This window comes from Bradyrhizobium sp. BRP19 (assembly GCF_020194195.1).
Lineage (GTDB): Bacteria > Pseudomonadota > Alphaproteobacteria > Rhizobiales > Xanthobacteraceae > Bradyrhizobium > Bradyrhizobium yuanmingense.
In genome coordinates this window covers 124353-136602 of sequence record NZ_JADYVZ010000002.1, presented here as the reverse complement: position 1 = coordinate 136602, position 12250 = coordinate 124353, and the positions used below count along the sequence as shown (strand labels likewise).

Annotated in this window: 10 protein-coding genes; 8 read left to right on the top strand and 2 right to left on the bottom strand. The window is 62.7% G+C overall.

Annotated elements, in window-relative coordinates; translation table 11 throughout:
* The first annotated feature begins 51 nt into the window (after positions 1–51).
* From I6F36_RS06305 to I6F36_RS06290, 4 genes are all read left to right on the top strand, one after another.
* The gene (locus I6F36_RS06305; RefSeq protein WP_035999481.1) at positions 52–732 is read left to right on the top strand and encodes a YoaK family protein; all 681 of its coding nucleotides are present in this window, start codon (positions 52–54) and stop codon (positions 730–732) included.
* A gap of 173 nt (positions 733–905) precedes the next feature.
* Entirely contained in the window at positions 906–3659 is a 2754-nt protein-coding gene (locus I6F36_RS06300; RefSeq protein ID WP_225171135.1) for a decarboxylase, read from the top strand.
* A gap of 17 nt (positions 3660–3676) precedes the next feature.
* Positions 3677–5377 (top strand): aspartate:alanine exchanger family transporter, encoded by a 1701-nt coding sequence (locus tag I6F36_RS06295; protein WP_109143803.1) that lies wholly within the window; start codon positions 3677–3679, stop codon positions 5375–5377.
* Between the two features lie 15 nt (positions 5378–5392).
* Positions 5393–5833 (top strand): hypothetical protein, encoded by a 441-nt coding sequence (locus tag I6F36_RS06290; RefSeq protein ID WP_035999439.1) that lies wholly within the window; start codon positions 5393–5395, stop codon positions 5831–5833.
* A gap of 163 nt (positions 5834–5996) precedes the next feature.
* On the opposite strand, the gene ppk2 is transcribed toward I6F36_RS06290, so the two are convergent.
* Entirely contained in the window at positions 5997–6797 is an 801-nt protein-coding gene (gene ppk2 / locus I6F36_RS06285; RefSeq protein ID WP_109143802.1) for a polyphosphate kinase 2, read from the bottom strand.
* A gap of 17 nt (positions 6798–6814) precedes the next feature.
* Positions 6815–7267, bottom strand: a complete 453-nt coding sequence (locus tag I6F36_RS06280; RefSeq protein WP_035999435.1) for a hypothetical protein — start codon at positions 7265–7267, stop codon at positions 6815–6817.
* 164 nt (positions 7268–7431) lie between these two features.
* Between I6F36_RS06280 and I6F36_RS06275 the strand changes: the two genes are divergently transcribed.
* The 4 genes from I6F36_RS06275 (at position 7432) to I6F36_RS06260 (ending at position 12149) form a co-directional block, all read left to right on the top strand.
* On the top strand, positions 7432–7857 hold the full coding sequence (locus tag I6F36_RS06275; RefSeq protein ID WP_035999432.1) for a hypothetical protein: 426 nt from the start codon (positions 7432–7434) through the stop codon (positions 7855–7857).
* Positions 7850–9085 carry an HlyD family secretion protein gene (locus I6F36_RS06270; protein ID WP_225171134.1) on the top strand — a complete coding sequence of 412 codons (1236 nt, stop codon included), beginning with the start codon at positions 7850–7852 and terminating at the stop codon, positions 9083–9085. Before I6F36_RS06275 ends, I6F36_RS06270 begins: the two co-directional genes overlap by 8 nt.
* Positions 9086–9180: 95 nt before the next feature.
* On the top strand, positions 9181–11076 hold the full coding sequence (locus I6F36_RS06265) for a sensor histidine kinase (protein ID WP_225171133.1): 1896 nt from the start codon (positions 9181–9183) through the stop codon (positions 11074–11076).
* A gap of 92 nt (positions 11077–11168) precedes the next feature.
* Entirely contained in the window at positions 11169–12149 is a 981-nt protein-coding gene (locus tag I6F36_RS06260) for an ABC transporter substrate-binding protein (protein ID WP_225171132.1), read from the top strand.
* Positions 12150–12250 lie beyond the last annotated feature (101 nt).

Genomic DNA, 12250 nt, shown 5'->3' with positions numbered 1-12250 from the left:
TGGCGGCGGCTATGACGCGATGGAATGTTCGCGACAGCCCATATTGCCGTCATGAGTACCCTGAACGTCACAACCGGTGCGATCCGCCGCGACGAGACAGTCGAGATCGTCCTGCTGCTCGCCTTTGTCGGCGGCTATATCGACGCCTATACCTGGATCATCCACGGCGTGTTGGCGAATGCCCAGACCGCCAACCTGATCTTCCTGTGGATTCACGCGATGGCGGGCAACTGGGCGAAGGCGTTGCACTTCGTGCCGCCAATCCTGGCGTTCGCGGTCGGCATCGTGCTCGCAGCCTGGCTGCGCCGCGCAACGGGCGAGCGGGCCAGCGCGGTCAGTACGTTGATCGAGATCCTGCTGTTGATAGCGATCGGCATCTTGCACAATAGGTTGCCCGATTTGGCTGGAACGCTCGGTATTTCCGCCGTGGCAGCGATGCAGGCCGCAATGTTCGTCAAGGTCGAAGGCACAGTGTGCAGCACGGTGATGATCACCAGCAACATGCGTCAGGCCATCGAGAACGTCTTCGCAGTCGCAGCAGGCGGCGCACCACTCGGAACGCTCCGCCGCTCGGGGATTTTCATCGCGTTGTGCGTCGTGTTCGGCTTCGGTGCCGCCGCCGGAGCCTTTGCAACCAAGAGCGTCCCCGATCTCGCGCTGGGCCTGCCGGTCGTCGCGCTGTTGATCGTGCTGCTGCGCTGCGAAGCGCTACGTTCGCAGGAGGGGAGATGAGCGCGCCAATGATCAGGTGAGCGTCGCACAACGAACGGCCTGATCTTTTCGTGTTGCGCTGCGAACGGCACGGCGTCGGCCCGCAGAATGCACGCGACCGTTGACTTGGATCAATGGAGCGAGCCGCGCCGCACCCACGATCCGCATCACCTTTAGAGGATCGGGAGAGAGAGATGTCCAAAGACGCCAAGCCCGCACAGAAGCGTATCGACCAGTTCTTTTCCGGCCCGGGCGCGCGGGCAGACGACTGGCGCGACCTTGTGGAAGCAGCAAAGACCTGGGCGCGCGTCGGCAATCGCACAGCCTATGACGCGGCGTTGGCCGATCTTTCGATCATCGAAGAATTTCACGGCTATCCCGGTCCGCACCTCATGGCGGCGCTGCGGGAAGCAGCAGTCGCCGGCGACGGTGCATCATCGTTCGCCCTTGCGACGAGAATTGCCCAGGCACTGGCGACGCGATCCTTCCGCCAACATGCCGGTGACTGGAGCCCCAAGGCCGACGGCAACGGCGATGCGCCCGAGCTGGCGCCGCCGGCCTTTGGCGCGCACAGCGCGCGCAGGCCGTATTTCGAAACCCTGATCGTCACCGGCGTATCTTCCAGCCAATGGCCGGCGCTGGCCGCGGAATGGCGCAAGCTGCGGCGCCCGGTCGACGCGTTCATCTATGAACCTGTGATCGTCGGCAGCCTGGAGGACGCTTTCTGTGCGACGATGCTCAATCCGAACATCGGAGCCGTCATCATCAACGAGGGCTTTGGCCTGCGTTCGCGGCACGATGCACCGGTGTTGCGCTCGATCATGGCCTCGGCCGGTCTCAACGACGAAACCGACGCTTCGGCGCTGCGGCTCGCCCAGATCATCAAGCGCGTCAGGCCCGAGCTCGACCTTTACATGATCTCGAACCGCGACGTGGAGGAGCTCGCCGGCAATCCCGAGGCGGATGTGGTCCGTCGCATCTTCTATTCCGTTGAAGAGCTGCTGGAACTCCACCTATCGATCCTCGAAGGCATCCAAGATCGCTACGACACGCCGTTCTTCGACAATCTCAAGAAATACGCCCAGCGTCCGATCGGCACCTTCCACGCGCTGCCGATCGCCCGCGGCAAGTCGATCTTCAAGTCCGACTGGATCCGGGACATGGGCGAGTTCTACGGCCCGAACCTGTTCCTGGCCGAGAGCAGCGCCACCACCGGCGGTCTCGACAGCATGCTGGAGCCGACCGGCAACATCAAGAAGGCGCAGGAGAAGGCGGCGAGGGCGCTCGGCGCCGACCGCGTCTTCTTTGTTACCAACGGCACATCGACGTCCAACAAGATGGCGGTGCAGGCGCTGCTCGCGCCCGGCGACATCGCGATTGTCGACCGCAATTGCCACAAGTCGCATCACTACGGCATGGTGCTGGCCGGTGCGCAGCCGCTCTACGTCGAAGCCTTCCCGATGACGGAATATTCGATGTACGGCGCGGTGCCGCTGAAGACCATCAAGCAGGCGCTGCTGGGCGCCAAGGCCGATGGCCGGCTCGACCGCGTCAAGATGGTCGACCTCACCAACTGCACCTTCGACGGCCATATCTACAACACACGGCGGGTGATGGAGGAATGCCTCGCCATCAAGCCCGATCTGATCTTCCTGTGGGATGAAGCCTGGTTCGGCTTCGCGCGTTTCTCGCCATTCCTGCGCCGCCGCACCGGACTTGGCGCGGCCAACGAGATCGAGGCATGGATGCGCGATCCCAAGTCGGTCGCGGCCTATGAGAAGCAGCAGGCCGAGCTCGGCAAGAACCCGTCCGACGAGGTGCTGCTCAAGACCCGGCTGATCCCGGACCCCCGACAGATCCGGCTGCGCGTCTACCAGACCAACTCGACCCACAAGTCGATGTCGGCGATCCGCCAGGGCTCGATGCTCTCGGTCAAGGACGTCGAATTCCACACCGTGGAGCAGCAATTCAAGGAAGCGGTGTTCACCCACGCCTCGACAAGTCCGAACCAGCAGCTGATCGCGAGCCTTGACATCTCACGGCGGCAGATGGAGCTGGAGGGCTATGGCCTCGTCGCCAATGCGATCGAGATCGCGTTCGCGATCCGCCAGGCGGTCAACAACAACCCGCTGATCTCGAAATATTTCCGCATCCTCGGTGCCGACGCCATGGTGCCGGCGCAGTACCGCCAGAGCGGCTTCACCGACTTCCTCGCCCCCGGCGTCAACTGGGCGAACACGCTGAAGAGCCTGGACGAGGACGAGTTCTGCCTCGACCCGACCCGCATGACGCTGGTATGCGGCACGGCCGGCTATGACGGCACGCAGTTCAAGGGCATTCTCGCCAACGAGTACAACATCCAGGTCAACAAGACCTCCCGCAACTCGGTGCTGGTCCAATCCAACATCAACAACACTCGCAGCGACGTCGCGCATCTCGTTCGCGTGCTCGCCGAGATCGCGGGCGAGATCGACCGCGGCCTGGCCCAGGGCGGTGCCAATGCGCGAAAGACCTTCGAGGCACGGGTGACGAGCCTCATGAAGGACGTGCCCGATCTGCCGAACTTCTCGCATTTCCACCCGAGCTTCCGCGGCGATGCTGGCACCAAGACCAACGAGGGCGACATCCGCAGCGGCTTCTACGCGGCCTATGACGTCGCCGGCTGCGAGCACATCCGCCTCAACGATCCCGAGATCGACCGGCGGCTGAAGGCCGGGCCCGAGCTCGTCTCGGCCAACTTCGTGATCCCGTATCCGCCGGGCTTCCCGATCATGGTGCCCGGCCAGGTCATCACCCAGGAGACGATCGACTTCATGCGCAAGCTCGATGTGAAGGAGATCCACGGCTACGACGCCAAGGAAGGGCTGAAACTCGTACGGACGGAAGCCTTGGCCAAGCTCGGCAGGCCAAAGCCCAGCGCCCAGCCGAAGCTCAAGGCCGCGTCATAGGTCGGGAGGGGACGAACATGCAGGCATTTTTCCAGTTCTTGCAGCAGTACCCGTATCTGCTGCTGTTCTTCGTGGTCGGTCTCGCCGTCTATATCGGCCGAGCCAGCATCAAGGGTTATGGCCTCGGCATGGTCGCCGGTGCCATCGTGGTCGGCGCGGGCATCTCGGTCTGGGCATCCAGCTATGGCGTGAAGCTGGAGTTGAACAACTTCGCCAAGAGCCTGTTCTACTATCTCTTCATGTACGGCGTCGGCCTGCGCGTAGGTCCGTCCTTCGTCAACAGCCTGCGGGGCGACGGGATCAAATTCTTGTTCCTCGCGGTGGTGTCGAGTGTGATCGGCCTGACCCTCGTCGTGCTTGGGGCGAAGCTCTTCGCATTGCCGCCCGGTGCGGCTGGCGGAATGCTGGCGGGATCGCAGACCATGTCGGCGGCGATCGGTTCGGCCGAGCAGGCCGTCACGTCGGGAGTCGTGAAACTGCCTGCCGGGATGAAGCCCGAGGATGCCTCCGGCATGATCGCTTTGTCCTACGGTATTACCTATATTTGGGGCACCGTCGGCATCATCCTGATCTGCAAATACCTGCCGCGCTGGTGGGGCGTCGATGCCAAGGCCGCCGCCAAGAAGTATGAGCAGGAGTTCGGCGTCAAAGATCTCGAAGGCGGCGCCCTGACCGGCTACCGTCAGTTCGGTCTGCGGGCCTACCGGCTGGAGAATCCTGCGACGATCGGGATGAGCATCGCCAAATTCCGCACGGTCAATCCCGAGTACCGTATCGTCAATGTCGGGCGCAATGGTGAGCCGCAGGGGGCTGATCCCGAGCTCGTGCTGCAGAAGGGCGATATCGTCGCGCTGGGCGGATCGACCGAGCATCTGACTGAGAAGATGGGCCTGATTGGTCCGGAGGTCGCCGATGCCAAGACGCTCGGTATACCCATGGACCAGGCGGAAATCGTCGTCTTCAACAAGGACGTCGTCGGGCGGACCTTCGAGTCCTTCCGCGACACGGCCATCGCCGGCCAGCTGCAGGTGACCAAGGTCGAGCGGGGCGGGGTGCAGATCCCGGCCGGTCTCAAGACCAAGCTGGAGCGCATGGACATCGTCTCGGTGGTCGGCCTGAAGTCGGCGGTCAACGAGCTCGGCGAGATGTGGGGCCGCATCGCGCGCGCCAACACCTCGACCGACTTGCTGACCCTGTCGGTCGGCATGATCATCGGCTTCCTCATCGGCATGATCGAATTCCCCGCCTTCGGTGCCAAGGTCGGTCTCGGCAATGCCGGCGGGCTGTTGCTGTCCGGCGTGATCGTGTCCTCGGTCGTGTCGCGGCTGCGCTTCTTCGGCAATACGCCGAACGCGGCGCGAAACGTGCTTGAGGATCTCGGCCTCGTTGTGTTCGTCGCGATCGTCGGGGTCAATGCCGGCGCCGGCCTGTTGGCTCAGCTCACCGGCGCGGTCGCGCTCAAGATCTTCATCGTCGGCTTCATCGCGTGCACGATCCCGCCGTTCATTGTGTGGGCGATCGGATACCACGTCTTCAAGATCAATCCGGCGGTTCTGATGGGCGGCGTTGCCGGCGCGCGCTCGCATTCCGGCCCGTGCCGCGAGGCCGCGGTCGAGATCCAGAGCTCCGTGCCCTGGATCGGATTCCCGGTCGGCTATGCCGTCTCGGGCATCCTTCTCACCATCTTCGGCTACTTCGCGATGATCCTGGCTCAATAAGGGGAAGAAAACGTCATGAGAAAACTGTCCTTCGGCGCCGTCCTGGTCGCTTCGCTCGCCGCTGTTGCCGGCTTTAGCACGTCCGCGCGTGCCGACACCGGCCAGGTCGCGGTCGTCTTCACCAAGGGTGGCTTCATCGTCGGCGCCGGTGGCGGTGAGGGCGTTCTGGTCTACCGGGGCAAGAAATACCCATTCACGGTGTCTGGCATGAGCGTGGGCCTCACCATCGGAGCGTCGACCACGAAGTTCGTCGGCCGCGCGCTCAATCTAAAGGGGCCGGCGTCGATCGAAGGCTCTTATGCCGTGGGAGGAGCGGGTGGGGCAATCGCCGCAGGTGCCGGCGCCGTTCAGTTGCAAAACAGCAATGGCGTGATCCTCCAGCTCAGCGGCCCGCGGGTCGGCGCGGAAGTATCGGCTGCAGTCGGTGGCGTCACGATCCGCCTGAAATCGAGTTGAAGGGGTCGTATGGCCATTGAGCGATCGACGGCAGCGTCGGGCCCCTAGGGCATGATCCGGAAAAGTGTGTAGCGGTTTTCCGAATAGAACATGCTCAAACAACAACCTAAAGCGCGATGACGATTAATTCCAATCGCATCGCGCTTTAGCGGCCTGACGCTGCTCAATAGCGCTGCGCGACGAAACTCATTTTCTTGAGGCTGGCCTGGTCGTTGTAGCGTCCCTTGTCGGAGCGCTTCGGCAGTTTGATCTTGTCCTTCTTGATGCGCTTGAAGGGGATGGCGCCGAGAAGGTGCGCGATGCAGTTGAGCCGCGCCCTTCGTTTGTCGTCAGAGCGGACGATGTTCCAGGGCGCATCCTTCGTGCTGGTCTTCTTCAGCATCAGGTCGCGCGCGCGCGAATAATCGTACCAGCGACGAAAGGATTCCAGGTCCATCGGACTGAGCTTCCACTGTCGGACCGGGTCGTCGATGCGGGCCTTGAAACGGCGCTCCTGCTCGTCCATGCCGACCTCGAGCCAGATCTTGATCAGGATGATGCCGCCGTCGATGACGTATTTCTCCATCTGCGGGCACAGGTTGAGGAAACGCTCGTGCTCGGCGGGGGTGCAGAAGCCCATGACGTACTCGACACCGGCGCGGTTGTACCAGCTCCGGTCGAAGATCACGATCTCGCCGCCGGCCGGAAATCGCTCCATGTAGCGCTGGAAGAACAATTGTGTCTTCTCGCGGTCGGACGGCGCGGGCAGGGCGACGACCCGGAACACGCGCGGGCTGACCTTCTCGGTGATCGCCTTGATCGTGCCGCCCTTGCCGGCGGCGTCCCGACCCTCGAACAGGACGATGACCCGGAGCTTGTTTTCCCGCACGTAGTCCTGGAGATGGCACAGCTCGACCTGGAGCTTCTCGAGCTCCTTCTCGTAATCCTTCCGCTTCATCCGCTCCGCAGGGCCGTCCTTCGCCATGCCGATCCCACCTGTTGCTAATCGTCCCAGGAAATGGTCACGCCGATGTCGCCGGGCACGCCGCCCGGAAAATCGATGATCTGATAGGCGATGCGATAGCCGCGCGGTTTCAGGTAATCGGTCCAGAGCTGGAAGATCTCCTTGGGAATTCCGGTCAGGGTGTTCTCCCAGCCCTTCTCCATCTGATTGATGGCGCGGCCCTTGTCCGTGCAGAGCGAATTGGGGAAGCGATAGACCAGCACTTCCGTGAGGCCGTTGCGCACCGCGCGCTGGATCACGGTCGAGGCGAGCTTGATCTTCTCCTCCTCGGTCTTGCCCGAGGGCTTGCTCAAGCGCTCGATCAAGGCGCGCTTCTCCGCCTCGGCCGCGGCGGCAAGGCGCACATATTCCTCCGCCTTTTCGGCTTCCTTGAGGGCGGCTTCCTTACGAATCTGGGCTGCGCTGGGGATGAGATCGTCTAGGCCGGGCATGGCGGGCGGCTCCTGATGGTTGTCCAATCAGCATGCGGCTGACGCTAGGGTTGGCCCTGACGTGTTCCCTTGACTCAAATCAAACAAACGCGAACATACCCGAACACAGTGCCGCCCATGGACGTTTTGACCGGGAGAGACGTTTGAGCGAGCAGCTTCATCCGATGGCACCGCATCATCTGCCGTTTTATCTCGCACCGGGGAGCGGGACCGATACGCTGATGGTGGTGATGGGCGTATTCCTGATCGGGGCCGTGCTCTGGGTCGGCACGCTCTACTGGAAACTGCACAGCCTGCCCGAGCGGATGGCGCACAAAACGCATAAACTGCAGTTCGAGTTAGTCGCCGTGCTCGGCCTGATCTCGCTGTTCACGCACATGCACATCTTCTGGATCGCCGGACTGCTCCTCGCAATGATCGATCTTCCGGATTTCGGCACGCCGCTGCGCAGCATTGCCGGGTCCGTCGAGAAGATCGCCGACGCGACGCCGGCCTCCGATGCGGAGGAAGTCCAGGCTGAGGCGGCCGTCGCACCGCCCCCCGCGGACAAGCCGGGACCCGCCAAGGAGAAGGAGCGCAGTCATGCTTGAGCTGCTGATCTGCTCCCTCGTCACGATCCTTCCGGACTACCTGTACCGCCGCTACGCCCAGGGCAAGCGCTTCGGGAAGGAAATCACCTTCTTCTCGGTCTGGTACGAGCTGCGCTGGGGCATCACCGCCTGCCTGATGCTGACGGTGTCGCTCATCACCATGATCTTCTACTTCCATCCGGCGACATCGTCGGCGACGCTGTACTTCCGCACCGTGCCAATTCTGCCCGAAGGCTCGGGCCGTGTTGCCGAGGTCAAAGTCGGCTTCACCGCGCCCGTCAAACAGGGCGATGTGCTGTTCACGCTCGATAGCGCGAAGCAAAAGGCTGCGGTCGAGACCGCCAAGCGGAAGGTCGCAGAAGTCGATGCCGCCATGCAGACGGCGCAGGCCGATGTGGTCAAGGCCGAGGCGCAGCTCGGCGAAGCGAGGGCCAACTACCAGCAGGCCAAAGACGAGCTCGAGGTCAAGACCGAGCTCCAGCGCCGCAATCCCGGCATCGTTCCACAGCGTGACATCGACAAGCTCCAGGTGCTGGTCGATCAGCGACAGTCCGGCATCGACGCCGCGACGGCGGCGAAGCAGTCAGTGTCCTTGCAGGTCTCGGCTCTGCTGCCGGCCCAGAAGGCCAGCGCCGAAGCCGCGCTCGACCAGGCGCAGGTCGATCTCGACAAGACTTTCGTACGCGCCGGCGTCGACGGGCGCGTCGAGCAGTTCCTGGTTCGCCCCGGCGATGTCGTCAACCAGCTGATGCGTCCGGCCGGTGTTCTCGTTCCGGAGGGCGCGGGCCGCAAGGCGCTCCAGGCCGGTTTCGGCCAGATCGAGGCGCAGGTCATGAAGACCGGCATGGTGGCGGAAGCGACCTGCATATCCAAACCCTGGGTCATCATCCCCATGGTGATCACGACGGTGCAGGACTACATCGCGGCCGGACAGTTTCGCACCGGCGAGCAGCTCATCGATCCGCAGAATGCCGTCCGTCCCGGCACGATCCTGGTTTTCCTGGAGCCGCTCTACAAGGGCGGTCTCGACGGTGTCACGCCGGGCTCGAGCTGCATCGTCAACGCCTACACCAGCAATCACGAGGAGATTTCGGCCAAGGACACCTCGACCAGCCGGAAGATCGCGCTGCACGTCGTCGACGGCGTCGGCCTCGTGCACGCGCTGCTGCTGCGGATCCAGGCGCTGTTGCTGCCGATCCAGACGCTCGTGCTGAGCGGCGGGCATTGAACGTTGAGAGAAGGGCGATGACCCTGTGCCGGAGTCGCAAGGCCATTCAGCTTTGCCTACGGTCCGGGACATGGTTCTATACCGATGTTGTGAGGATGATCGCGCAGGAGGAGTGGGGGCGTCAAGCCGGCTTCCCGGATCGTGGACGCATGCGCATGCGCGTCTGGTTTCTTGCTTTGCTAACGCTCGCTTCGTGCTTGCTCGAGCCCTCGGCTGCAAGCGCTCAGCAGGCCAAGCGAGTTGTCATCCTGCATTCCTTTGGCCGCGATTTCAGGCCCTGGGGCCAATATGCAAAGTCCATCCGGGAGCAATTGGACCGGCTTTCGCCATGGCATCTGGACATCCAGGATCACTCTCTGGTCGCCGCCCGGTTCGGCGATGAGGATCATCAGGCAGCCTTCGTCTCTTATCTCAAGGCGCTGAACGCACGGCATCCGCCTGATCTAATCGTCTCGATCGGCGCTCCTGCCGCGAACTTTGTGCAGCGAAACCGGTCAAATCTTTTTCCGCGTGTGCCAATGGTGTTGACGGCGGTTGAACAGCGCCGGGTGGATTCCGCCAATCTCTCGCCCGAAGATAGCGTCGTTGCCGTTGCGCATGATTTCCCTCGATCCTTCGACACCATTCTCCAAGTGCTTCCTGCAACGAAGAGAATTGTCGTGGTGAACGGTGCCTCGCCGAACGAAACGGTGTGGCGGAGAGAAATCCAGAAGGATGCTGACCTCTTCGCGGGCAAAGTCGAGTTCATCTGGCACGATGGTATGTCGTTCGACGCCATCCTGCAGGTCTGTGCTGCGCTTCCGCCAGACTCAGCAATCTTCTGGCATCTCATGAATATCGATGCCACGGGCGTGGCCTACGAAGGTGATCGAGCCCTGCAGGCGCTCCACAAGGTGGCGAACGCTCCGATTTTCTCCTACGATGACGGCTTTTTTGGACGAGAGATCGTGGGCGGACCCATGTACTCGGTCGAGGAGATCAGCCGCTTGACGGCATCCGTGGCCGTACGACTTCTCGGGGGAGAAAAACCGGCCGAGGTCAGGCCTGCTGCGGTCAGATTCGCGGCTGCGAAATTTGACTGGCGACAGCTTCATCGCTGGGGAATCAGCGAGAGCCGCTTGCCTCCCGGCAGCGAAGTCCTTTTCCGCGAACCGAGTATCTGGCAACGCTATCACTGGCAGATGCTGATGATCTTGGCCGTGTTCCTGGTCCAGGCCGGACTCATCTCCGGGCTCCTGCACGAGCGTCGCCGCCGACGGTTTGCCGAAGTCGAATCGCGTCAGCGGCTGGCGGAACTCGCCCACGTCAACCGCTACTCGGCCGTTGGCGAGCTGACCACCTCCATCGCGCATGAACTGAACCAGCCACTCGGATCGATTCTGACCAATGCGGAAACGGCACAGCTCATGCTCAGGGCCGCTCAGCCCGACCTTGTCGAGATTCAGCAGATCCTCGCCGACATCAGAAGGGACGACCAACGGGCGAGCGAGGTGATCCGTAGGCTGCGCAGCGTTCTGAAAAAGACCCCGTTTGAGGTCAAGCACATCGAGCTCAACGATACAGTGCGCGAAGCAATCGATCTGGTGAAGGCCCTCGCTCAGGGACGCCGGATCACGTTGAGCTATTTGCCGGCCCTGGCCGGCCTTCACGTCAAGGGAGATCCGGTCCAGCTTCAGCAGGTCATTCTCAACCTGATCATCAACGCGATGGATGCGATTTCCGATGCGGAGGCCGGAAAGCGGGAGGTCAGCGTCGCGACCCAGCTTGCCGGCAATCAGGCCGAAATCAGGATCGCCGACACCGGGCCCGGAATACCCGCCTCCGATCTCGCAAGCCTGTTTGATCCGTTCTTCACGACCAAACCGCAAGGCATGGGCATGGGCCTTGCAATCGCCAGAACCATCGTCGAGGCCCATCACGGCACGATCGCTGCTGCGAACCAGCCTGCGGGCGGCGCACTGTTCACGATCAGGCTTCCGACCGCTCGCTGAGCGGGCGGTATCTTGATCTTGATCAAACATCACGGCGCTGAAGCCGTTCTCTCTCGATCGCATGACGAGTACGACAGGCGAGCGTGAGGCGTATGAGACGTCGTGACTTCATGACGCTGGTTGGTGCTGCTGCTGCGTTGCCGGTCCTGGCGAAAGCCCAGGACCGAATGCCCGCCGTCGGCGTGCTGACGGGCAATGTCGCTGGTGATCCCGGCGCGCAAATGCGCGTGGATGCCTTTCAGCAGGGTCTCACCGATCGAGGCTGGATCGCCAACCAGAACTACCGCCTGGAGGTGCGCTGGCCGGGCCCCGATCCGGCGCGCCAGAAGTTGGAGGCGCTCGAGCTCGTCGCCGCGGCGCCGGACGTGCTGCTCTCGACCAGTACGGGATCAACACGGGCGCTGCGCGATGCAACGCAACGAATTCCGATCGTCTTCGCGGGGCTTTCCGATCCGGTAGGGACGGGCCTTGTCGCCAATCTGGCCCGGCCGGCCGGAAATCTGACCGGCTTTTCGCTCTATGAACATTCGATGAGCGGGAAGTGGCTCGGCCTTTTGAAGGACATGGTGCCGGGAATGAGCCATGCGGCTATGCTGTTCAATCCGGAATCGGCACCCTACGGACCGTTCTATGTTCAAGCGGCGCACCAGATGGAAGGCCGTCTCGGCCTCAAGATTGCCGGTGCGAGCGTTCGCAGCGGTCCGGAGATCGCGGGAGCGATCGAGACGGCGGCGCGCACAGGCGGCGGCCTCGTCGTGCTGCCGGATGGCGGCTTCTTCGGAACCCACAGCGCGATGGCCATTGCACTGCTGGCGCAGCGGCGCGTGCCCGCCATCTTCGCAGTCCGTTTCTACGCGTCGAATGGCGGGCTGATGTCGTATGGTGCAGATCTGACCCAGCAATTTCGTGATGGCGCCGGCTATGTCGACCGCCTCCTGCGCGGTGCCGATATCAGCACTCTCCCGGTGCAATTTGCCACCAGGTTCGAGCTCGTCATCAACATGAAGACGGCCAGGGCCCTCGGCCTGACGGTGCCGAACCGGCTTCTGCTGGATGCCGAGCTGATCGAATGATTATTCGATCTTGCGCTGCAGCAGCCGCGATGACCCGTTTCGTTGATCTCGATCAACAAATGCTTGCGCCCCGGCTTGATCCTCCCGCACTGAAGTCCGAG

What these genes read in the sequence shown, in the direction of transcription:
- I6F36_RS06305 (WP_035999481.1), top strand. Translation starts at nt 52, where the DNA reads ATGAGTACCCTGAACGTCACAACCGGTGCGATCCGCCGCGACGAGACA.
- I6F36_RS06275 (WP_035999432.1), top strand. Translation starts at nt 7,432, where the DNA reads ATGGCACCGCATCATCTGCCGTTTTATCTCGCACCGGGGAGCGGGACC.
- I6F36_RS06265 (WP_225171133.1), top strand. Translation starts at nt 9,181, where the DNA reads ATGATCGCGCAGGAGGAGTGGGGGCGTCAAGCCGGCTTCCCGGATCGT.
- I6F36_RS06290 (WP_035999439.1), top strand. Translation starts at nt 5,393, where the DNA reads ATGAGAAAACTGTCCTTCGGCGCCGTCCTGGTCGCTTCGCTCGCCGCT.
- I6F36_RS06260 (WP_225171132.1), top strand. Translation starts at nt 11,169, where the DNA reads ATGAGACGTCGTGACTTCATGACGCTGGTTGGTGCTGCTGCTGCGTTG.
- I6F36_RS06270 (WP_225171134.1), top strand. Translation starts at nt 7,850, where the DNA reads ATGCTTGAGCTGCTGATCTGCTCCCTCGTCACGATCCTTCCGGACTAC.
- ppk2 (WP_109143802.1), bottom strand. Translation starts at nt 6,797, where the DNA reads ATGGCGAAGGACGGCCCTGCGGAGCGGATGAAGCGGAAGGATTACGAG.
- I6F36_RS06300 (WP_225171135.1), top strand. Translation starts at nt 906, where the DNA reads ATGTCCAAAGACGCCAAGCCCGCACAGAAGCGTATCGACCAGTTCTTT.
- I6F36_RS06295 (WP_109143803.1), top strand. Translation starts at nt 3,677, where the DNA reads ATGCAGGCATTTTTCCAGTTCTTGCAGCAGTACCCGTATCTGCTGCTG.
- I6F36_RS06280 (WP_035999435.1), bottom strand. Translation starts at nt 7,267, where the DNA reads ATGCCCGGCCTAGACGATCTCATCCCCAGCGCAGCCCAGATTCGTAAG.